General features: G+C 40.3%; 21 protein-coding genes. 10 read left to right on the top strand and 11 right to left on the bottom strand.

Annotated features, from left to right (window positions below):
- The first annotated feature begins 94 nt into the window (after positions 1 to 94).
- Together dapE and ACJJVX_RS03465 are read left to right on the top strand one after the other, a co-directional pair.
- Positions 95 to 1,300, top strand: coding sequence for a succinyl-diaminopimelate desuccinylase (gene dapE / locus ACJJVX_RS03470; protein ID WP_054203969.1), 1,206 nt, complete (start codon positions 95 to 97; stop codon positions 1,298 to 1,300).
- Between the two features lie 128 nt (positions 1,301 to 1,428).
- On the top strand, positions 1,429 to 2,334 hold the full coding sequence (locus ACJJVX_RS03465; RefSeq protein ID WP_405630152.1) for a hemin ABC transporter substrate-binding protein: 906 nt from the start codon (positions 1,429 to 1,431) through the stop codon (positions 2,332 to 2,334).
- Between the two features lie 15 nt (positions 2,335 to 2,349).
- On the opposite strand, the gene ACJJVX_RS03460 is transcribed toward ACJJVX_RS03465, so the two are convergent.
- From ACJJVX_RS03460 to ACJJVX_RS03450, 3 genes are all read right to left on the bottom strand, one after another.
- The gene (locus ACJJVX_RS03460) at positions 2,350 to 2,802 is read right to left on the bottom strand and encodes a hypothetical protein (RefSeq protein WP_054203971.1); all 453 of its coding nucleotides are present in this window, start codon (positions 2,800 to 2,802) and stop codon (positions 2,350 to 2,352) included.
- 327 nt (positions 2,803 to 3,129) lie between these two features.
- Positions 3,130 to 5,196 (bottom strand): TonB-dependent receptor, encoded by a 2,067-nt coding sequence (locus tag ACJJVX_RS03455; protein ID WP_405630150.1) that lies wholly within the window; start codon positions 5,194 to 5,196, stop codon positions 3,130 to 3,132.
- Positions 5,197 to 5,428: 232 nt separating this feature from the next.
- Positions 5,429 to 6,118 carry a 4'-phosphopantetheinyl transferase gene (locus ACJJVX_RS03450; protein ID WP_054203973.1) on the bottom strand — a complete coding sequence of 230 codons (690 nt, stop codon included), beginning with the start codon at positions 6,116 to 6,118 and terminating at the stop codon, positions 5,429 to 5,431.
- A gap of 179 nt (positions 6,119 to 6,297) precedes the next feature.
- Between ACJJVX_RS03450 and ACJJVX_RS03445 the strand changes: the two genes are divergently transcribed.
- Genes ACJJVX_RS03445 through ACJJVX_RS03430 form a run of 4 tightly spaced genes read left to right on the top strand, consistent with a single transcriptional unit; the run spans position 6,298 to position 8,426 of the window.
- Positions 6,298 to 6,678 (top strand): VOC family protein, encoded by a 381-nt coding sequence (locus tag ACJJVX_RS03445; protein WP_054203974.1) that lies wholly within the window; start codon positions 6,298 to 6,300, stop codon positions 6,676 to 6,678.
- 23 nt (positions 6,679 to 6,701) lie between these two features.
- Complete coding sequence (locus tag ACJJVX_RS03440; protein WP_405630147.1) at positions 6,702 to 7,454, top strand: polysaccharide deacetylase family protein; 753 nt, start codon at positions 6,702 to 6,704, stop codon at positions 7,452 to 7,454.
- A 3-nt stretch (positions 7,455 to 7,457) separates the two neighbouring features.
- Complete coding sequence (locus tag ACJJVX_RS03435; protein WP_054452502.1) at positions 7,458 to 7,820, top strand: MerR family DNA-binding transcriptional regulator; 363 nt, start codon at positions 7,458 to 7,460, stop codon at positions 7,818 to 7,820.
- A 39-nt stretch (positions 7,821 to 7,859) separates the two neighbouring features.
- Positions 7,860 to 8,426 carry an NAD(P)H-dependent oxidoreductase gene (locus ACJJVX_RS03430; protein ID WP_405630145.1) on the top strand — a complete coding sequence of 189 codons (567 nt, stop codon included), beginning with the start codon at positions 7,860 to 7,862 and terminating at the stop codon, positions 8,424 to 8,426.
- Positions 8,427 to 8,835: 409 nt separating this feature from the next.
- Here the strand turns inward: ACJJVX_RS03430 and ACJJVX_RS03425 are convergent, their stop codons facing one another.
- Genes ACJJVX_RS03425 through ACJJVX_RS03405 form a run of 5 tightly spaced genes read right to left on the bottom strand, consistent with a single transcriptional unit; the run spans position 8,836 to position 13,921 of the window.
- Positions 8,836 to 9,693 carry an aminotransferase class IV gene (locus ACJJVX_RS03425; protein WP_054203977.1) on the bottom strand — a complete coding sequence of 286 codons (858 nt, stop codon included), beginning with the start codon at positions 9,691 to 9,693 and terminating at the stop codon, positions 8,836 to 8,838.
- Positions 9,690 to 10,559: a glutamate cyclase domain-containing protein gene (locus ACJJVX_RS03420; RefSeq protein ID WP_054452498.1), complete on the bottom strand. Its 870-nt coding sequence runs from the start codon at positions 10,557 to 10,559 to the stop codon at positions 9,690 to 9,692. The genes ACJJVX_RS03425 and ACJJVX_RS03420 overlap by 4 nt, the downstream gene beginning before the upstream one ends.
- Entirely contained in the window at positions 10,547 to 11,275 is a 729-nt protein-coding gene (locus ACJJVX_RS03415; protein WP_054203979.1) for a 5-oxoprolinase subunit PxpA, read from the bottom strand. Before ACJJVX_RS03415 ends, ACJJVX_RS03420 begins: the two co-directional genes overlap by 13 nt.
- Positions 11,276 to 11,287: 12 nt before the next feature.
- Complete coding sequence (locus ACJJVX_RS03410) at positions 11,288 to 12,085, bottom strand: putative hydro-lyase (protein ID WP_054452495.1); 798 nt, start codon at positions 12,083 to 12,085, stop codon at positions 11,288 to 11,290.
- Positions 12,086 to 12,106: 21 nt separating this feature from the next.
- Positions 12,107 to 13,921 carry a glycoside hydrolase family 3 N-terminal domain-containing protein gene (locus ACJJVX_RS03405; protein ID WP_405630316.1) on the bottom strand — a complete coding sequence of 605 codons (1,815 nt, stop codon included), beginning with the start codon at positions 13,919 to 13,921 and terminating at the stop codon, positions 12,107 to 12,109.
- Positions 13,922 to 14,714: 793 nt separating this feature from the next.
- Here ACJJVX_RS03405 and ACJJVX_RS03400 point away from each other — a divergent pair.
- The gene (locus ACJJVX_RS03400; RefSeq protein WP_099458972.1) at positions 14,715 to 16,298 is read left to right on the top strand and encodes a sensor domain-containing diguanylate cyclase; all 1,584 of its coding nucleotides are present in this window, start codon (positions 14,715 to 14,717) and stop codon (positions 16,296 to 16,298) included.
- Between the two features lie 43 nt (positions 16,299 to 16,341).
- Here ACJJVX_RS03400 and ACJJVX_RS03395 read toward each other — a convergent pair whose 3' ends face one another.
- The 3 genes from ACJJVX_RS03395 to ACJJVX_RS03385 are packed head-to-tail and all read right to left on the bottom strand — an operon-like array spanning position 16,342 to position 19,139.
- On the bottom strand, positions 16,342 to 17,142 hold the full coding sequence (locus ACJJVX_RS03395; RefSeq protein WP_405630141.1) for a heme ABC transporter ATP-binding protein: 801 nt from the start codon (positions 17,140 to 17,142) through the stop codon (positions 16,342 to 16,344).
- A gap of 3 nt (positions 17,143 to 17,145) precedes the next feature.
- Positions 17,146 to 18,198, bottom strand: coding sequence for a FecCD family ABC transporter permease (locus ACJJVX_RS03390; RefSeq protein WP_405630140.1), 1,053 nt, complete (start codon positions 18,196 to 18,198; stop codon positions 17,146 to 17,148).
- 2 nt (positions 18,199 to 18,200) lie between these two features.
- The gene (locus ACJJVX_RS03385; protein ID WP_405630138.1) at positions 18,201 to 19,139 is read right to left on the bottom strand and encodes a hemin ABC transporter substrate-binding protein; all 939 of its coding nucleotides are present in this window, start codon (positions 19,137 to 19,139) and stop codon (positions 18,201 to 18,203) included.
- Between the two features lie 64 nt (positions 19,140 to 19,203).
- On the opposite strand from ACJJVX_RS03385, the gene ACJJVX_RS03380 reads away from it, so the two are divergent.
- The 3 genes from ACJJVX_RS03380 to ACJJVX_RS03370 are packed head-to-tail and all read left to right on the top strand — an operon-like array spanning position 19,204 to position 20,923.
- On the top strand, positions 19,204 to 19,947 hold the full coding sequence (locus ACJJVX_RS03380) for a TonB family protein (protein WP_405630136.1): 744 nt from the start codon (positions 19,204 to 19,206) through the stop codon (positions 19,945 to 19,947).
- A gap of 24 nt (positions 19,948 to 19,971) precedes the next feature.
- A complete protein-coding gene (locus tag ACJJVX_RS03375) occupies positions 19,972 to 20,517 on the top strand; it encodes a MotA/TolQ/ExbB proton channel family protein (protein ID WP_054203986.1) in 546 nt (181 codons plus the stop codon).
- Positions 20,510 to 20,923 (top strand): biopolymer transporter ExbD, encoded by a 414-nt coding sequence (locus ACJJVX_RS03370; RefSeq protein WP_405630133.1) that lies wholly within the window; start codon positions 20,510 to 20,512, stop codon positions 20,921 to 20,923. Before ACJJVX_RS03375 ends, ACJJVX_RS03370 begins: the two co-directional genes overlap by 8 nt.
- Positions 20,924 to 20,934 lie beyond the last annotated feature (11 nt).

The following is a 20,934-nucleotide window of genomic DNA, read 5'->3' as shown; positions in this document are numbered from 1 at the left end:
GATAGTGCGTTTAAAGTATTAGTTATTACTGGGAGTTTGTTGTTTAACTTTTTTTTGCAACAAACTCCCTCAATACCCTTTATTTAATTATGAGGTGAGCCTTATCATCGATGAACAATTTACTTTAACGGCTGAGTTAAAGAGCGAATACCAAAGTCGAGTCATTGAGTATGCACGTGAATTACTGCAATTTGAATCGGTAACACCGGATGACGCAGGTTGCCAAGCATGGATTGCAAAAAAGTTATCAATGCTGGGTGCAAAAATCGATACATTTGAAAGTCATGGGGTGAGTAACCTAATTGCTGTTATATCTAATGGTGACGGACCCAATTTAGGTTTTTGTGGGCACACGGATGTTGTGCCCGTAGGTAATCTTAATAAATGGCAAGCACCACCTTTTGCAGGTGAAATTAAAAATGATTACCTGATCGGTCGAGGCATCGCAGATATGAAAGGCGGTATTGCCGCAGCCTTAGTTGCAGCTGAGATGCTAGTACTCGAAGGGAGCTTTGTTGGGCGACTATGGTTTTTAATAACCAGCGATGAAGAGGGCGATGCCTTATTCGGCTCATGTGAAATTGTAAAACACTTTAAAGATGTAAAGCAGGACTTGGATTATTGTATTGTTGGAGAACCGACATCAATAAAGCAGTGCGGTGACATGCTAAAGATTGGACGCAGAGGGGCGTTGAGTTTTGCCATTCAAATTAATGGTAAAAGTGCGCATGTTGCTTATCCGACTCAAGGTATTAATGCTATCCATCATGCCTGTAGCATTGTAAAAGATTTAATGAAATTTGATTGGGATAATAGAGATAGTAATCAGCTAGGTACAACAATGCAAGTTACTCATATAGATTCAGGCCTGTACAGCGATAATGTCATTCCTGATAGTGTAATAATTAATTTAAATATTCGTTATACCACGGCTTACAGTGAGGATGATCTAATTCATTTAGTTACTCATATTGTAACGCGAACGACTAACGATTTCTTACTAACGACATCGCATGCTTGCAACCCTTATTACTCTGCAGAGATTAGTAAAAATAAACTTTCGCTAATAAAAGAATGCCAAACAGTAATTAATCGATGCACAGGATTATTTGCGAAAACTTCAACGTCAGGGGGAACTTCCGATGGCCGGTTTTTCAGCGACATTTGTCCGCAAGTAATTGAGTTAGGTTTAACTAATGGGACCATCCATCAAGAAAATGAACGTATTCATCTTAGTGAGCTTAGCAACTTAACGAATATTTATTTTGCGTTATTTAAAAAGTTGCTTTGTAAGCAATGATCTAGCATGAACTTTGTGCTTCCAAATATATATCAAACCTGATGGTGCTTTAAAAAATTATAATCAAAAACTATAAGTTGAAAATAGAAACTGTTATTATTTTTGTTTTCAAATTGGATTTGATGATAATGAAACCCTTTGTGTTTTTCCTTATTTTGTTTGTTACTTTACTTGCTAATAGCTACGTCCATGCAAGCCCGAAACCTTTTAACCCACAAAAAATTGTGGTTGCAGGGGGTTCAATAACGGAGGTTATTTATGCGCTTGGTGAACAACAGCGCATTGTTGGGGTTGATAGCAGTAGTATTTTTCCTGCTGTCGCCACTACACAACCTCAAATTGGCTATGTGCGTAAAATAAGTGTTGAAGGGATATTGTCATTAAACCCTGATATTATCCTTGCGGAAGCCGATATAGGCCCTAAAAAAGTAGTAGAGCAATTAAAACGTACCGCTGCTAATTTGGTTATTTTGCATGAAAATGATAGCTTTTGGCGTATTGAAAATAAAATAGAACAAATAGCCAGCCTGTTGCAAGTCCAGAGCAAAGGAGCGGAGTTAGCGCAAGCGCTAAAAGTAGATCGTGATGCCTTAACGCATATTTTAGAACAAGCAACGACTAAACCTAAAGTCTTGGTTATTCGCAGTAATCAACTAATGGTCGCAGGAGCTGATACTACGGTAAATGAGCTCGTTAGTATTGCTGGCGGTAAGAATGTGATGGCGTCTAGCGTAACTAACTGGCAGACAATATCTAGTGAAGCTGCGTTAGTCTTAAACCCCGATGTGATTATTACCATGAGTATTGGTGTGCATGATCAGCAATCAAATTCAGAGCTTTTAAACGCGTTTAAGTTTTCCAATGCAGTTAAAAATAAACGCGTGCATAATTTTGATGTTGCTTATTTGCTAAGTATGGGCCCTCGAACGCCGCAAGCTCTCGTTGAATTAGCACATGCTTTTTATCCTCAAGCGCAATTACCTGATGGATATCAATATAGATTTTTAAAATCAGCAGCTAATAGCGCTAAATAACCTGAGTTCATCAGGTTAAAGAATCAATGTGTGAACAAGCCTCTCTATTTGCATAAACCTTGTTTTCTCAAGTGTCTTATTGTGGTTTGATGTTTTCATTAGCCAAGCATGGGCATCATCAAGTGATGCAACGACTGCACCGGGTATACCAAAGGCTTTTTGTACACTCATTTTTTGCATTCGTTCAAATTGTTGCTCGGGAACCACAATAAGCATTGCTTGAACATGCTGCTGCATTTGCTCTGCTGCTCCCTCTTTTAACCATTTTTGCGTAGCTGGGCCTGCTCCTTTTGGGTGCTGTAAAGATGCCTCATCGTTGTAAACACGAATAACTACGAAGGGTTCAGCTTTATTAAACCAATCATCCCATGCTTGCAAAGAGTTTAAATGCATCTCGAGTGTGCATTCACCTTGCGCAACGGTGACGGCTAATGGCCAGAGGCTATTATCGTGCTTTAGAATTGCCATATTGTATGAATCCTCGTTATTGTTTTATAAAGGGTTTATATACCCAAGCCACCTCAAGATGCAGAATTCAGCGTTTCACAGAGGCTTAATATCAAGGCGTTACTTGCAACAATGGCAGTCCCTTTTAAGAAATAACAACGCTGAGAGTAAGTGCCTGTGAAACGCCCAAAGGGTTGGTTTAAAAGCGATTTATATTTGGTTATTGATTTTAATAATAGAACCACTATTACTTGCAATCAATGCCTTGCCTAAATCGCTTTTAATTCCAACTGAAACACCCATCTTGAGATGGTTTGGGTATACAGCAAGCGAGCCTGCCGTGCTAGATCAAAATGTATACTGTAAACCTGCGCTAATGGTTCTTGGTTGAGTTAAAACTGCTTTATCAAAATGGCTGTCTGGCTCATTACTGTCAGCAGGTGCTGTACCTGGGTATAGCGCAACAGGCGCATCTTCATCAAAAATATTACGTACTGTAAGGTACAATTTAGCTTGCTCTGATATTGAGTAACTTAAGCTGGTATTGAAGGTGGCAAATGCGCCTGTTTTACTGCCTTCATCGTTTGAAATATTGGTATACCAACCATCAGTGTACTGACCGCTCATATTAACAATCCAGTTATTTGACTGCCATGTACCGCCAAACTTCATCGAAGCAGAAGGAACCATAAACAATGAGTTACCTTCTAAGCCTGAGCCTGGATAATCAGTGATTTCGGAGTCTAATAGTGCGAAGCTACCGTAGAGGTTAAATTGCTCATCAATACGCCAATCTGCGCTAAATTCAAAACCAACAGTGGTAACTTCGTCTGCGTTTCTTACCACATAAGCTTCATCACGCGTATTTTCGGGTGTTAAATCAAAGGGCAATTGCATATCTTTATATTGCGAGTAAAATAAATTTTGCGATGTACTAACGCTATTGTCAGCCCATTGTTGACGACCATATAATTCCAATGAGTTTACGTATTCTTCGTCGTATTCATAGTTCACAATAGGTGCACCAAAAGAAATACCTCCACCTCCTGCGTTATAGCCACGAGATAATTGCAAACCAATTGTATGTCCATCGTTGACTTGATAACTAAAGCCAAGCTTTGGTAAGAGGGCGCTGTAATCATTATCTGATTCAATTTTCGCTATTGCCCTATCTGGATCGCCACCTTCACGTTTACGGTTTTCTTTTTCGTAGCGTAAACCCGCGGTTAGCTCAAAGTTTTCACTAAATGGAAATGCGCCCTCTGAGTAGATTGCAAAATTATTGGAATCATCAGTAAAACTCTGTTTTACAATAAACTGAATCCAATCATCTTGTTTAGAGCTATAGTAACGACTACCAATAACCCATTGTGCGCCATTATCACCTTGATAACGTAAGCGCGGCTCTACCACAAACTCCTTAGTATCAACATTAGCTTTAGAGCCGTCAGGTGTTGATTTACGCTCAAAATTAAAGTCTGTTGCTGATGCCGTTACTTCCAGCTCTAGTTGCTCATTTATTGAAGCGCTGTATTCAATGCCTAAGCTTTTTGTATGTGTAACATGCACAGGCTGTTGTGGAAAATTAGAGCGTCTTTCACCAAACGGGTAATCAATAATTTCACCATTTGGGCCACTGTACTTGTTGTCGTTTAGTGTGATTACAATACGTGTATTATATTCGTCATCGCCTTCATAGAGTAACTTGCCTCTGATAGCACGACCTTCCATGTCTGCAGGGTCTTCAACGCCAACATAGGGGTCATAATCAACAGAAGAGCGACGTTCAAATTGGTCAGCTGCAATACGCAAAGAAAATTGCTCTGTAAGCGGCTGATTATAAGTGGCTGATAGGCGTCTTTGGTCTAAATTTCCTCCTTCGGCGCGAATTGTAAACTGTTGTTCGAACGTTGGATCTTGCGTTTCAACGCGGATTGTACCTGCGATAGCATTACGTCCAGCGAGCGTACTTTGTGGCCCTCTAAGTACCTCAATCTGATTGAGATCCCAAATACCTAAATCGCCAAATACTATTTCGTTATAAGTAGCTGATCTACCGTCAATTTGCCAGTTTAGTCGTGCTCTGCTGCCAGCAAAAAATGCGTTGGCATTTTCAGCGGCGCCAGTACCATCAATCCCTCGAACTGTGGGGGCTTTGCCAGTGCCTGTGACCATAGTAATATTAGGGATTTCACTTAAAACATCTCTTACGGTTCTAAGCTCAGGGCGGTTTTCGAGTGTTTTGGCATCAAAAACAACAACACTATTGCCACTTTGTAGCAAGCTTCTTGATAACAATTCACCGGTAACTTCTATGACAGTCATTTGATTTGCAGTCTTAGTTTCTTCAGTATTTGCTAATGCTGTAGTTGATACTAATGCTGCAACAGGGATTAAAACGTCCTTAATTTTCACTTTCTCTCCGTAGTCGTAATGGTAATTATTATCAATTGTACTTTTGTTACTTGTTTTGTGCAACAACTATACTGTTACATTTTATTCTGCTGGTTGTTGGTGATAAATTGGCTAGCTTGAACTTGAAAAGGCAAGTTAAATACGCATTTGCACTAAGTGCGTATTAATAGTGTAACTATATTCACTATATAGCTTTAATTGTTGAGGTAGAAAAAGTGCTGGATGGCTGAGTTCACAAGGGCGTTTTAAATTCGCACTCCGTGAGTACAACAGTATTATTACATTGATAAAATACGGTTACGCAAGTGCCTTGAGGCACTTGCTCTGAGAGTGTTTTCGTTATTTTAAATTGTAGCTGTTGCTCATTAAAAGCAATAAGCTTGGCGGCTTCAAAACCAAAAAACTGCTTTACGCTTGGATATAACGCTTTAAAAATACTTTCTTTAGCTGAAAAAACAATCGTTAGTGGGTGCGATATTTGCTCAGCCAGTTGCTTAAACTGTGAGTATTCCTCTGGATGCAAAATTTGCTTTTGTAGTTCTTGTTCTTGTTTGTCACTCATCAATTGCTCTATATCAATGCCTATTCCAGCAATATCCGCACGGTGGCATGCCATCGCCATGGCGATTCCTTGCGTGTGAGTAATGCTGCCAATAATATTATCTGGCCATATTGGCGCGCGATCATTACCTGAAAGAATATCGCAAGGGTGAATATTGAGTGAACTAAGTACCTGTTTTGCACAAAAACGGCCTGCCAAATATTCAGCCTTTCGTTTTGCTACTGCTTTTTGTAGTTGTGGCGGTGAAAAAATCTGATAACGAAAAAAGTCATTTTCAACAAGAAAATTATTATCAAACTCATAGCAAAAAGCGTTGTAGGGAAGTTGGGGGGGAAGCTGAGTATAAAGGGAAAATTCCATGAGTGATTTACACTTCTTCTTAGAGTAAAATTAACACCTTGATAATACGTTAAAAATATAATAAATACAGTAAACGCCACGACTTAATTGTTACCTTTTAGCATATTAGCAGTAGACGAGCATCACTCTTAACGTTAACTTGGAGATGCATTTTTAATCGTAAAGAAAAAGGAATATATATGATTGGTTATACAATGTTTGGCACGAATAATTTTGCCAAAGCGGTGGTGTTTTATGATGAGTTACTCGCTTTATTAGGAGCGACACGTTTTTTAGAGACCGATAATTTTGTCGCGTGGAGCAGTGGTGCAGATAAGGCTGGTTTTTCAATAACAAAACCTTATGATGGACAGTCTGCAACAGTGGGCAATGGTACGATGATCGCGTTAGCTGTAGAGAACCCAGATCAGGTTGACGCATTTTATGCCAAAGCAATTGCATTAGGTGCAACAGATGAAGGCGCACCTGGTCCGCGTGAAATGCCTGGATTTTATGCGGGCTATTTCCGTGATTTAGACGGCAATAAACTCAATGTATTTTGTTTTATTCAAACAGCTTAAATTTTTATACTCAAGGATTGAAGATGAGAAGATCAGCAGCGCTGTGGTTAGCATTAGTTTTTGCTATGCCTGCTGGCGCGCAAACACACGGTTCTAACAAGGATGATAAGATTGCGGTGAGCTTATCGTATGATGATGCCTTAGCGAGCCAACTTGATAACGCAATACCTGCGCTTAATAAGCTTGGTTTTAAGGCGTCGTTTTATATCTTGCCCGATGCGCAAACGATGCAATTACGCATGAATGAGTGGAAAGCTGTTGCCAAACAAGGCCATGAGCTAGGTAATCATAGCCTATATCATCCATGCAGTGGCTCAAAACCTTACCGTGAATGGGTCAGTGATGAACATGATTTAGATCGCTACACCCGTGCACGTGCAATACGTGAGGTGCTTAGCGCGAATGTATTTTTACATGCAATAGATGGTAAAACGCAGCGTACATTCACACCGCCTTGCTTTGATACACAAGCAGCAGGTGAAGACTTTATAGGGCCGCTTAAGGCGCATTTTATCGCAATTAAAGGGGTTGATGATAATGGCCGCTCAGTTTTATGGGCTCCATCGAATGTTACAGGGCAACAGCTCATTGATTATGTACGCAATGTCTCAAGCCAAGTGCAACTTATAAACATTATTTTTCATGGTGTTGGTGGGGATCATTTAAGTGTATCGGTTGATGCGCATGCACAGTTACTGGATTATTTAGCAGCTAATACAAATAAGTATGACGTTGACTCATACATTAATATTATGCAAAAGCAGGCGAAGGAATAAGCTGTGTTTATAGGTGAAATGGCAAAGCGCTCAGGTGTTTCGGTCAAAGCGATTAGGCACTATGAAAACATTGGACTGCTAACAGATATAACACGCCAAGGCAGCTACCGTATTTATGATAACGCTGATGTCGAGTTTGTCACCCTTATTAAGCGCGCGCAGTTATTGGGTTTAAGTTTAGCGCAACTAAAAAGTTTAAAAGTCACTCGTCATGACTTAGATTGGCCAGCTGTTGTGGAATTACTCGAAGCAAAAAAGCAGCAAGTATTGGATGATATAGCTGCACTTGAGCAACAAAAAAAATTGCTAGATTATTATCATCAAGACATAAAAATATGCTTAGATAAGCTTGACTCTGCCCTTTAGGGGAGGGTGTATGCTGCTGCTTTTAAAGGAGTAGTTAGTATGAAAAGAAATATATTAGTGATTGATGCAAATCCAAAAAGTAGCAGTTTTTGTGATGCATTGGCAAAAGCATATGTAGCGGCAAGTCATAGTGAAGTACAATACCTGTCTCTCAGTACTATGCAATTTAACCCTGACTTAAGCAATGGTTATGACAGCGAACAGCCATTAGAGCCTGATTTAGTCGAATTTCAAGCAAAGTTACAATGGGCTGAGCATATTGTATTGTTTATCCCTGTTTGGTGGGGCGGTTTACCTGCAAAATTTAAAGGGTTGATTGACCGTACTTTCCTACCTGGTTTTGCATTTAAATATCAGCCTAATAAAACCATTCCCGATAAACTATTAAAAGGCCGCACAGCTGAAGTTGTGTTAACCCTTGACACTCCCGCTTGGTATTATCGTTTCGTCCAAGGTGATCCAGTGACTAAGCAGCTAAAACACACTATTTTAGGCTTTTCTGGCATTAAAGTTATCTCAACTGCATATTTCGGTCCAATTATCAGTTCAACGCCAGAGCTGCGGGTTGAGTGGTTAAACCAAGCCGCAAAACTGGCAAGAAAATAAAACTACTAGGGCGTGTTGACCTTTCGTGATTGATTTTGCAGCAGTCTATTTGGTATTTAGGCAAAGCAGAGCCTATGTCGTGTGGTTGTTCCCCATAAATAGGTGATAACGCAGTATAAATACCAAACATGCGCTGCCCAAAGGGTTCTTCCTAGGGGCGATTGACTCTTTGTTACTCGGTTTTTACTTAGCCCGCTAGGTTACAAACCTCGCGCCGCGATTAAATCGCCCCTAGGTTGAACAAATTTCAATCCACAAAGGTCAACGTGCTCTAGGCAACTGGTTAATTCTAGGACTTAAAAAGCCATGTTTGACTAAACAAACATGGCTTTTATAATTACCGCTTACCGCTTACCGCTTACCGCTTACCGCTTACCGCTTACCGCTTACCGCTTACCGCTTACCGCTGTTAATAATCAAACTTATGTAAGGTAAAAAGACTTTGCACTCGTTGCCAAGTTTTACCAGGTTTACCGGTGCCAATAAGTGTGTCATTAATTTTTATTACAGGCCCGACCTCTTTAGTTGCACTGGTGATCCATACTTCATCAGCATCAAGAAGTTCTTCTTTGCTGATCCTGCGCTCGTGTACTTTAAGCTCACTGTGTGAGTGAAGAATATTGATAATCAACCAGCGGGTGATCCCTGGCAAAATCTGATTATCTAACGGTGGCGTACTTATTACGCCATCTTTAACAATAAACACATTACTTGAGCTGGCTTCGGTAAGTTCACCAAGACCATTATATAAAATAGTTTCTTTATTGCCGGCCGCCGCGCCATGTTGGTAATGTATTACGTTACCCAATAATGCGGTTGATTTTATATGGCATCGTTGCCATCGCTTGTCTTGCTCAAGTGAAACCGTGTATGTTGTGGCTGACTCTATAATGCTTACAGGTTGTTCGGGTATCTCAAACGCATAAGCGAATACAGTGGGTGTAATACCAGTAGGGTATGCATGAGCTCGTTTTGTATCAGCACCGCGACTAACATGCAGGTAAATACCAAAGTTTTTACCTTGGTTTTTGTTACATAGCTGATCGCAAATTATACGCCATGTATCTGGCGTATAATTAAGCACAATTTCCAGTTCATTTAAACCATTGTTCATACGCTCTATGTGTGCGGTAAAGCCAAGCATGTCACCATTGTAAGCTGGGATCACTTCGTAAATACCATCACCAAATAAAAAGCCTCTATCCATAGGCGAGATTTTGGCGTGCTCAGCATCCATATAATCGCCGTTTAAATACACCGTACTCATTGTAAATCCTCATTCTGATTGGCAACACCGCTAAGCTGACGTAGTCTTGCGATGAGTTGTTGGCCATGCGTGGCATGTAAGCCATCTTCGGTTAATTCATTTTGCTGGGTAACACCATCTACACTGCCACGCTCACTTAAGTACTGTAAAATACCCAGCGTATTAATATTGGCGAGTAAGTCTTGGTTGTGCCAACGACTTAAAAAAGCGATCAGGCCATAAGCAGCCCAATTAGATACATCGGCTAGCAGCAGTTCATCGCAGCAAGTAAGGCTAGGCGTAATACTTAGCTCAGACATATATTGTGATAAGTTGCCCATACCTATTTCGTTGCCACCATCGCCAATGGCTACAGTTGGGCAGGGGGCTTGGCTCACAAAAAAATCAAAACAACCACAATCTGCAGATATATCAATGCCGCGCATATTGTAATACTTATTACCATGGCATAGCCCTGGTCGCTCTATTGACAATACACAATCTGGTTTTAAATCAGCCAGTGCCGTTTTGCTAAAGGCCATAGCATCAACAAAGTTATTAAGGGGGAGTTCAAAACAATTAAAGTCATTTTTTAAGGCGGTGTAAAGGGGGTTTCCACATACTAGAATCGGCTGTTTACCAAGTGCTATTAATGCGTTATATAAAGCAATTGCCCCCACAGGGCCATCAGTTTCAAAGGTTTGCTTAACAGCAAAGCCTGTGCCAATTAGCACCGTTTGTTTTGCGTTAAATAATGACTTTGCAGCGCGTAAATAAGTGCCGGTAAGTTGGTGCGCATATAGGCTTTGCATACCACGCAAATTCTGTTCAATCATCATGTTCTCAATGGTATGACTTAGCTGCTCATCACTTACTAAGTTTGGCATAGTGCTTTGATCTCTTGAATAAGAATTATGCCAGCTGCGTTATCGCCATGCACACATAGACTATCAGCATGTAAAGGGAGTTTTTTACCAGACTGTGTTGTTACACAACCTGTAGCGAGCAGTTGTTTGACCTGCGAAATTAATGCCGGTTTATCATGCACGCTGCCGGCAACTTTTCGTGAAACGAGAAGTCCATCGTCGGTGTATTGGCGATCAGCAAAGGCTTCTAAAATTAATGTTAAGTGGTACTTTTTTGCCAGTTGCTGATGGCTTTTTGCATTCGCAGTGGCAAGTAGCATCAGCTTTAATGGACTTGGATAGCTGGCAATGGCTTGCATGACGGTGGTTAATATTGTTTCATCAGTCATCATGTCATTATAAAGCGCACCATGTGGCTTCACATAGCTAAGTGCTAGCCCTTGCACTTTAGCCATACCTTCAATTGCGGCAATTTGGTAGTGTAGGCAATTAGTCAGCTCTTGCGGTGTTAATGCCATTGAACGCCGACCAAACCCTTGCTTATCAGGGTAACTAGGGTGGGCACCAATAGTTACAGTGTGCTGTTTAGCAAGCGCTAAAGTATACGCCAAAACATCGCTGTCACCGCCATGAAAGCCACAAGCAATGTTTGCCATATCTATATGCGGCATAACAGCTTCATCGAGGCCCATCTTCCATGCTCCATAGCTTTCACCTAAATCACAATTAAGCTTCATGTTTGTTTCCGTTTAAAATGCAGATATATGAGCGTTTTGAATATCAGTGATCAGCATATGACCAGGACTATGCGTTATGCAAAAATCAGGTGCGGCATTGGCAATTGCAACTTGAGGTGTAACACCACAGGCCCAAAATACAGGTACTTCACCGTCTTTTATTGTTACCGATTCACCAAAGTTTGGGCGGTTAATATCTTTTATACCGATAGTCGTCGGATCGCCAAAATGCACAGGAGCACCATGCACATCCGGAAAACGACTACAAATTTGAATCGCGCGTATGGCATCAGCAGGCTTCATTGGTCGCATGCTCACAACCATATTTGCTTGAAAAATACCTGCACTTTCACAGGGAATATTAGTCATATACATAGGCACATTTTTGTGTTCTGTAATATTACGAATTTCAATACCAGCTGCTTGCAGCGACTCTTCAAAAGAGAACGAGCAGCCAATTAAAAAAGTTACTAAATCATCGCGCCAGTGCTCTTTTATATTAGTGACTTCTTCAATCAATTGGCCTTGTTTAAAAATCCGATAACGTGGTAAGTCTGTGCGAATATCTAAATCATGCGCAACATTTGGGATCGTGATAGCACCAGGAGCGCTACTACTAGCAACAATCGGGCAAGCTTTTTTGTTTGCTTGGCAAAATTGTAAAAAATCAAAAGCATACTGCTTGGGCAAGATCACTAAGTTAGCTTGTACAAAGCCTGGTACAAAGCCTGATGTGTGGCCTGTGTAATCTTCATTACGGATCATATTCCTGATAGCGTAAGGCGTAGTGAGCGAAGCATTATGTTGCATAGTATCCTCTTAAGCGTAAATTTAGTGGTTATTTTCACTAATTGTCACAGGTAGCACACCTTGCGCAGGTGCTTTGCCTACAAGCACTTTTGCAAGCGCAGTGAAAGCAGGGCCTGATACTTTAATGTTATTATCTACATCTATGTTATACGCATAAGTAGCTAAAATTGCATCACTAAATTGGCCAAACTTCGCAATATCATAAGGCGCTCTAAGGCTAATAAAAATGGTCTTTTTATTAGCCTGTTGCGCTTGCTTAAGAAGGCTCTCAAGCGCCGCGCTTTGCGCTGACTTAGCAATTGCAAATGCTGGGTTATCAGCAAGGTCATCCATACCGCCAATTTCTACCGCGCTTTGATTTGGAAACGCATTACCAGCAATAATAATATCAGCTTCAGTAATGGCTTTTAATGTAGTTGCTGGCTCATACCCTTGCAAGCTGGTACAGCTGAACGAAACAATATGTTGGGTCTGCGCAGCAATTGCTTGTTGAAGTGCAATGCACTTACGCGTATCGGGCATTATGATATGTACTTTGCTATTAGCCGTAAGCTTAATCGGTAAAGTGTTTTTATCATTTTTAACTTCAGTAATTGCCGCAAGCGCAAGCTCGGCTTCGACCTTTCGATGACTAGCATTACCTAAAATATGGTGTGCTTTTTGTGTTGCGAGTGATTCATTCAGCTCGGTAGTAAGTTTAAATTTATTTTTTAAATTAATGATACGTTGAGCAGATATATCTATCTCTTTGGCATTTAAGTTACCTTTTTCAACCTCGCTGACTAATCGCGTTATTAACGTATCAAGTACGACTAAATCCTTTGGGCTACGGATTTCAATCGGCATTAAAGCAATATCAACACCGGCTGCAAAGGTGTTTACAACGGCTTCTATAGGCTCAAAAAAGTGGCTAATACCTGCCATATCAAGCGCATCAGTGATCACAACACCTTGATAACCTAACTCATCACGTAATAATTTGGTGATTATTTTACGCGACATAGTGGCTGGTTTGATCATGGTTTTGCCATCTTTACTAACAAATGTACTGCTATCAAGCGCTGGGTACTGGATATGCGCTGTCATGATCATACCGGGGTTCTGATCTTTAATAATTTGTTGAAATGGCGGTAAATCTTGCTGCCAAATCGTTTCTTTATCATGCATTACTTTTGGTAAACCTGTGTGGCTATCAACACTGGTATCGCCATGCCCCGGAAAATGTTTTAGTGAAGTAATAACGCCATTACCTTCAAAACCTGCTACTTGGGCAGCACCTAAAATACTCACTAATGCAGGGTCTTCACCGTATGAGCGTACATTGATCACCGGGTTATCAGGGTTCATGTTTACATCAACTGTTGGTGCGTAATTAACATTAACCCCCACCGCTTTTAGCTCATCTGCGATCACTTGCGCAGATTGTGTTGCAAACTTAGTTCCGTGAACTGCATAGCTTGCACCAATTGACATATTACCGGTAAATGAGGTGGCAATATCTCGAGGAATGCGGGCAACACGTCCGCCTTCTTGGTCAATAGAAATAAATAATGGGGCACCTAAGCTAGACTTTGCAGCCGCTTGTTGCATGGCGTTATTTAATTTAACGATTTGTGAGATATTCTCAATATTTTCAGCAAACAAAATAACTCCACCAATATTATGTTTGGTGATTACTTTAGCTAAGTCTGCAGGTAAGTGAGTGACAGGGGTACGGCACTTTTTCTTAATAGAATGTTCGCTGTCTTGTTCACAATAATAACGAAAATCAAGCATTAGCTTTTGGCCAAGCTGTTGCTCAAGAGTTAATGTGGTCGCTGCAAAGGTCGATTTCATTGGTAATAAACACCCTAGTCCAAAGATAATTGATGATATGGCAAACTTATTTAACACAGAAGGCTCCTAAGCTAAATTGCTTATTGTTGCTTTGAATAATTTATTCCTAATAATAACGCTAAAAAAGATTAAAAGGCAAACTGATTCTAGCACACTCATATTTTAAATATAAATTCAAAATGTATCGTTAAACGCTATTTTTCTTTAAATAAAGCATGTAGATTAAATCTTAGAGGGGGCTGAAAGGACTCGAATTTTAAATTTTCCGTAATAATATATTCCAACCTGTAGTATGTATGGAATTTATGAGGGCGGTAGTAATATACCCAAGCCACCTCAAGATGCAGTTTCAGTTGGAGTTAAAAGCGATTCAGGCAAGGCATTGATTGCAAATAATGGTTGTTCCCTTGTTAAAATCAATAACGCAGTATAAATTTCAAACACGCCCTAGTATCTGCGATTCCTACTAGAGTCTTACCAAAAGAAGCTAAAAAACTTTTAATAAATAGTGAGTGGAAAATCGCTGATGGCCAAAATGCAGGGGTTGAAAAAAGAACAACCCGTATAGATTATTGCATGGGTGGTGAAAGTGTAGAGTAAGCGCAACAACAGTGCATTGCGCAATCTAAATTAGCGTGTAGTACGAATAACTAAAGGCGCAGATAAACTCTAAATTTGTACTAAATCATATTTAGAGTTTTTGCTCCTAGAATAAAGACACACAACTTGTTAGTATTCACCGCGTAAATAATGGCCAGGGAGTTGTAAGGCTAATATAAAGAGACATATTATTTTGCGAAGCCTAATCAACATCAATCTAGATTTAAAAAAATTAATATTATTTTTAGCTATTTCAGTTACGATTATCACGTTTTTAAATAGTTTTTACTCCAGTTATCAAGTTCAAAAACAACAATTACAATCTCAAACGTTAATAAATCATAATGCTTATGCTGCCAAATTAGTGTCTGTTACGGACCGTTTCTTGCTATCAGCCCAGCAGCAACTAGCTTATTCTGCAAAAATAATAGAAAGTCACTTTAATGACCGCAATATTTTAGCACAAGAAGCTGATCGTCTTCGTTTACAAACAGATAGCTTTAATTCAATTGTAATTGTGGATAATCAGGGGTTAGTTTTAGGTTTATCGCCGATGAGTTTACAGCTCGAAGGGGAAACATTGCAAAGTTATGGGGCAAAACAGGCTTTATCAAATAAAAAGGCGATGATAAGTGAGCCTTATATGTCGGCTGCAGGTAATTTAATTATTTCTATTTCTCATCCACTATTCGATCGCAACAGTAATTATATAGGCTATGTCTGCGGTACTTTATATTTAAAGAAAAGCAGTATTTTACATGACCTACTGCAAGTGCATTTTCATAAAGACGGCTCCTATCTTTTTGTTGTTGATAAAAATAGGCGGTTGCTTTATCACCCCGATGTTTCGCGCATTGGTGAGCAAGTTTATAATAATTCAGTCATAGAAGCCGTGCTTAAAGGCGAAAGTGGTACCCAGGAAATTATAAACAGTCAAGGCACTGCTATTTTAGCCGGTTATGCGTTGTTAAAATCAGCCCCGTGGGGAATAGTGACACAACGCTCTATTAGCTCAACATTGGTCCCGCTTGATGGACTCATGTTGAACGTGCTCTATCGTACAATTCCAGTGGGCTTTGCAACTTTCATTTTAATTTGGGTGTTTGCACAATTAATATCTCAACCATTAAGGCGCCTTGCAGAAACTGCAAAAAAACTAGATAACCCCGCTGCATCACAAGACTTAAAGCTGGTTCGTTCATGGTATTATGAAAGCTCAGAACTGCGTTTAGCAATGTTAAAGGGAGTTGGCTTATTACAAAATCAAATCGGTGTATTGCGCCATGAGGCGCAAACAGATCCGTTAACAGGTTTACACAATCGCCGTAGTTTAGAGCGAATGCTTGATCAGCTTATTTTTAATCGCACTTCGTTTACTGTACTTGCCGTCGATATTGATTTCTTTAAACGGGTTAACGATGAATTCGGCCATGATATTGGCGACATAGTATTGCAATCACTAGCAAAAGTTGTGCTGGACGTAACCCGTGAAAGTGATTTTGTAGCGCGTACAGGCGGGGAGGAGTTCATCATTATACTGCCTAGTACAACAGGAGAATCCGCATACCTATTGGCTGAACGACTACGTATGCGTGTATCAGAAACAATCATTGAGCCTGTTGGTTGCATAAATATTTCGATAGGTATTTCAGGTTGGCCACAGAACCAACTGAACGTTGAAGAGGTACTTAAACAAGCCGATCAAGCCTTATACAAAGCTAAAAAAAGTGGTCGTAACCGCTGTATTGTAGACTCACAGCTTACTCACTCAGAGTGAATCGCATTAGCGTACTATTAATGCGATCCATATTTTGTAAAGGTTAACTATAGATCGCTGTTTTAGCGACAACTATATGGGGTAGTACATTTTCTAAATTAGCTTGCAGCCGAGCATCAATGTTATATACCTCATTTAACCGAGTATTAATAAGTACTTCTTCTGGGGTGCCGTGCGCAACAACCTCCCCCTTATTTAACATATAAATACGATCAGCAAAACTCGCTGCTAACGATAGATCATGCACCACGGCAACAACTCCAGCACCTTGCTTTGCAATTAAGCGTGCTTGAGCCATCACTTCATATTGATGGTATAAATCGAGGCTTGATGTTGGTTCGTCAATCAGTAAATAAGCATTTTGCTTATTCGCTAGGCTAGGCTGTAATTGGCACAAGACACGGGCAAGTTGAGTGCGTTGTTTTTCCCCCCCAGATAAACGGGTAAAGCATTGTTGTGCTAAATGATCTATCCCTAAAGCCAGCATTGCATCATGAGAAAACTGCTTTAGCGCTAATGCACTGTATTGCTCTTGATGCGCAAAGTGAGCCATATCAACTACTTCATTAACCGTAAATGGGAAATCTAATTCATAGCTTTGTGTTAACACTGCGCGAAGTTTGGCCAGCTCAGCGATAGTGTACTCGTTCAATGTGCGTTGATTAATACTAACAACCCCACCGGATAAACTAATATCACCACACAAGGCTTTTAATAACGATGACTTACCAGCTCCGTTAGGCCCAATTATTACCACAACTTCATGGGGTTTTACCGTAAAATCAACATTGTTAAGGAGGACTTTTTGACCTACTTTGGCCATTAATTTACTGCCTGAAAGCATAATTTATCCTCGCTGCTGATAGGTTTTTAATAACATAATTAAAAAGAATGGTCCGCCAATAGCACTTGTAATAAGGCCTATGGGCACTTCGGCAGGTAGCACCACCGTGCGTGCAAATAAGTCAGCTAGTCCTAGCATTAAGGCTCCGCCTAAAATGCTAGCTGGCATGAGATAGCGATGATCGGGCCCTAAAACTAAACGCACAATATGTGGCACAATAAAACCGACAAAACCAATAATTCCAGTAATTGCAACAGCTGCACCGGTGCATAGTGCTGTATAAATAAACACCTGCTTTTTAAGTTTAGTGACATTAATACCTAGATGCTTTGCTTGTGCTTCACCTAATAAGTATAAATTAAGCGGCTTTGATAAACGCAGTAAACCAATACAACTGGCTATAATAATACACAGTGTGGGTGTCATCATTGCAAAGTGATTTCCGGCGAGGGAACCCATACTCCAAAAAGTTAAATCACGCAGTTGCTGATCATTACTTATTAATGTTAAAACGCCAATGAGTGAACCCACAATCGCGTTTACAGCAATGCCTGCTAATAACAAACTAATAATCGTAAATTGGCCACTATGCGCACTCAGCCGATAAATAAATACGCATACACCAATGCACCCTAAAAATGCACCAACAGGAACGGCATAAATACCAAAGCTATCACTAAAATTTGCAAATAAGCTTGTACCTAATACGATGGTAGCGACTGCGCCAAGGGCAGCACCACTAGAGACGCCAATTAAACCTGGGTCAGCCAATGGATTTCTAAATATTGCCTGCATTGCTGCGCCACAGGCAGCCAAACCTGCACCCACAACCATTGCAAGAACTAAACGAGGCAAGCGAATTTGCCAGATAATCGCATTTTTTAGCTGATCATCAGCAGTGTGGTTAATTATGCCAATGATCTCGCTAATACTAATGGCGACACCGCCTTTACTTAGTGCAATAAAAAACACCAGCACACAGGCTATAAACAAAGCAGGAATAGCAAAACGGCGTTGCTGTTGCTGGGTAATGAGCGTACTACCAAGAGCTAACATCGTTATAAGTCACTTGTTTTGTTTGTTGCTTTATCAGTGGTGCTTTGTGCTGTTTGTAAAAATTGGTAGTTATAGCCACTAGGCAAGCGTGTTTTTGGATGAAAAGTATGTGCTAATTCAACCACAGCTTGTGGCGTACGCGGTCCCATTCCCAATAAATAGCTGCCATCAAAACTGTGTACTTGACCATTTTTTACTGCGTTAGTGTATTTAAAATGAGCGAGTTTCTCTATTTTAGGCAGTGGATCATCGCCATGGCGGCCCATTGTAATGATGATGTCAGGATTAATAGCCAATGCAGCTTCAGTAGAAAGCGGTTTCCAGTTGGTGATCGCACTCGCTGCAGCATTAACACCGCCAGCAGCCGTGATTAACTCATTCGCAGATGTGCCAGCACCCGCAACGATAGGTTGGCCACTGCGTACGCTAAGTACAAATAGCACATTAGGTTTTGTTTTAGCTTGCTTTAAAATATGCGCTAGTGCATTACGGTCTGCTTGTAGTGATTGAACTAATACGTCACCTTTGGCTGGAACATTGAGTAACTGAGCAATGTTTTTTATTTTTTTTTCAATTCCTAAAAAGTTATCGTGCTCATTGAGAATAACTAAATTAACCCCTGTCTTTTTTAACTGTTCAACGACTTTTTTAGGCCCTGTATCGGACTCGCCAAGCACTAAATCTGGATTTAACGACAAAATACCTTCAGCGCTAATTCTGCGTACATAGCCTATTTGTGGTTTTTGAGTGGCAGAAGCTGGGAATACGCTGGTGCTATCTACACCAATAATACGTTGTTGCTCTTGAAGAGCATAAATGATCTCGGTGATAGAACCACCGGAGACAACAACTCTGTGCGGACTATCCGGTTGTGTGGCCGCACTTAGAGGCAAGGCCGTAGCGAATACCATAAAAATTAAATACGTGAGGAGGGGTTTCATAAAAAGTCCAATATTGATATTATTTAATGCAAATACTAACAGTTAGCATTTATATTTGAAAGTTATGAAGTTTATTATTTTCCTTATTTTATCTATTAGTAGTCATTTAACGTGGTTGTTTTATCAACCTGCGACGCCTTTAATGCTGAAATTGAGCACAGCGCAACCTGCGCAGCGCATTGCGATAAATATTGTAAATTCAAAAATGCAGCAGCCAACAGTAGAAACGCAGATCCAAGTGCAACCTGTAGTTAAGAGCACTGAGGCGGCAAATACCCAATTTAGCGGTAAAAAAATACAGTTGGCAGCAAAACCACAAGAACAAATCATAACGACAAAGTCAGCCTTATCTGAGCCAACCATAAAGCAACTTAATCCAGTCCCAGATAAACCTGTAAGCCCTAAGAAAGTTGAGCCACCCACTAAAGTTAAACTTGCTATACAACAAAAAAAGCCAACGATGGCCGCGCCGTCTTCAAGTGCACCTGTTATTGCAAAGCAGCATTCATTAAAAAACCAAGTTATTGACGTAAATACGTTGCCATTATTTAAAGCACCCAGACCCGCTTTAAATTACCCACGAAGAGCGAAGCGTCGCGGGTATCAGGGCGTAGCAATATTGCAAATTGAGCTCAGCGAAAAAGGCTTAATAACGAATGTTAAGATTTTAAAAAGTAGCGGTTTTGCTGAGCTTGATAAAGCCGCAATTGGTAATGTATCAAAGTGGCAGTTTCACCCTGTAATGCGCGACAGCCACGGTATAAAAGCACGCTTTAGTGTGCCAATCGAATTTTCCCTGCGCTCATAGCGCTTTTATAAAAGAGAACTAACAATGCAAGATGTATTTTCAGCTGTAGGAATTATGGCGTGGCCTTTATTTGGAGTATCAATACTGGCTTTAGCGATTGTGTTAGACCGTGTAACGGCTTTTATATATGGATGGTCACATTTACAAAAAATGAATCAACTCGACAGTGATTTTAGTCAGCAATTACAGAAAAAATTACAACCAGATCAACGCCATCAGTGGTGTCAATTGTATCTACAGGACAGCTTTGCTAATTGGCGAAAAAGGTTAAATATACTCGCTCTCCTTGGTTCGTTAAGTCCGTTAATGGGTTTATTAGGCACGGTATGGGGATTAGTACTAATGTTTAGAAAAATAGCGCAAACCCAACAAGCAGTGACCCCCGCATTACTTGCCGATGGTTTATGGGAGGCTATGTATTCAACTATGGCAGGGCTTATTATCGCGATTCCCTGTTTATTATTAAGTGGGATATTTAACGCGTTATTAGAACGATTACAAACAGATATGACGCGCATAATTAATCATTTAAATTACCAGCTTTGTTTTGATGAAGCCGCCAATGCTTGAGTTACCAAAAAAATCGAGCCACCACACCTTAATGCCTGATCTGACAGCATTAATAGATGTGCTATTTATTTTGTTGGTATTTTTGTTATTAACGGCCGCTGTCAAATTAGACATGATGGATGTTAACTTACCCGATGCGGGTAAAAATACACACGCCCCGATAGAACAACCCGATGCTTTGGTTTTAAGTGTACGTTTTAGCGAGCAAAAAATAACGTACGGACTTGCCAAAGAACCCTACAGCTCGCTCAATACCGTAATGCAGGCATTGCGTTTACAAACTAAAAAACGGCCTTTGTATCTAGCAATAGATCAACACGTTCCTAGTGGCGAACTTGTTAAGTTGTTAGCTGCGTTATCGAGTGAAGATCGTAATGTTGCGAATATACTCATTAAAGGCGAATAAAAACAATTATC

Source organism: Pseudoalteromonas sp. Ld20, from assembly GCF_045064175.1.
In the GTDB taxonomy this organism is placed as follows: Bacteria; Pseudomonadota; Gammaproteobacteria; order Enterobacterales; family Alteromonadaceae; genus Pseudoalteromonas; species Pseudoalteromonas neustonica.
This window is presented reverse-complemented; position numbering and strand designations above follow the sequence as displayed.

Coding starts and splice junctions, on each gene's coding strand:
- ACJJVX_RS03370 (WP_405630133.1), top strand. CDS start 20,510: ATGCTTGAGTTACCAAAAAAATCGAGCCACCACACCTTAATGCCTGAT.
- ACJJVX_RS03380 (WP_405630136.1), top strand. CDS start 19,204: ATGAAGTTTATTATTTTCCTTATTTTATCTATTAGTAGTCATTTAACG.
- ACJJVX_RS03445 (WP_054203974.1), top strand. CDS start 6,298: ATGATTGGTTATACAATGTTTGGCACGAATAATTTTGCCAAAGCGGTG.
- ACJJVX_RS03430 (WP_405630145.1), top strand. CDS start 7,860: ATGAAAAGAAATATATTAGTGATTGATGCAAATCCAAAAAGTAGCAGT.
- ACJJVX_RS03450 (WP_054203973.1), bottom strand. CDS start 6,118: ATGGAATTTTCCCTTTATACTCAGCTTCCCCCCCAACTTCCCTACAAC.
- ACJJVX_RS03460 (WP_054203971.1), bottom strand. CDS start 2,802: ATGGCAATTCTAAAGCACGATAATAGCCTCTGGCCATTAGCCGTCACC.
- ACJJVX_RS03405 (WP_405630316.1), bottom strand. CDS start 13,921: ATGAAATCGACCTTTGCAGCGACCACATTAACTCTTGAGCAACAGCTT.
- ACJJVX_RS03420 (WP_054452498.1), bottom strand. CDS start 10,559: ATGCCAAACTTAGTAAGTGATGAGCAGCTAAGTCATACCATTGAGAAC.
- ACJJVX_RS03415 (WP_054203979.1), bottom strand. CDS start 11,275: ATGAAGCTTAATTGTGATTTAGGTGAAAGCTATGGAGCATGGAAGATG.
- ACJJVX_RS03395 (WP_405630141.1), bottom strand. CDS start 17,142: ATGCTTTCAGGCAGTAAATTAATGGCCAAAGTAGGTCAAAAAGTCCTC.
- ACJJVX_RS03385 (WP_405630138.1), bottom strand. CDS start 19,139: ATGAAACCCCTCCTCACGTATTTAATTTTTATGGTATTCGCTACGGCC.
- ACJJVX_RS03425 (WP_054203977.1), bottom strand. CDS start 9,693: ATGAGTACGGTGTATTTAAACGGCGATTATATGGATGCTGAGCACGCC.
- ACJJVX_RS03440 (WP_405630147.1), top strand. CDS start 6,702: ATGAGAAGATCAGCAGCGCTGTGGTTAGCATTAGTTTTTGCTATGCCT.
- ACJJVX_RS03465 (WP_405630152.1), top strand. CDS start 1,429: ATGAAACCCTTTGTGTTTTTCCTTATTTTGTTTGTTACTTTACTTGCT.
- ACJJVX_RS03390 (WP_405630140.1), bottom strand. CDS start 18,198: ATGTTAGCTCTTGGTAGTACGCTCATTACCCAGCAACAGCAACGCCGT.
- ACJJVX_RS03375 (WP_054203986.1), top strand. CDS start 19,972: ATGCAAGATGTATTTTCAGCTGTAGGAATTATGGCGTGGCCTTTATTT.
- ACJJVX_RS03410 (WP_054452495.1), bottom strand. CDS start 12,085: ATGCAACATAATGCTTCGCTCACTACGCCTTACGCTATCAGGAATATG.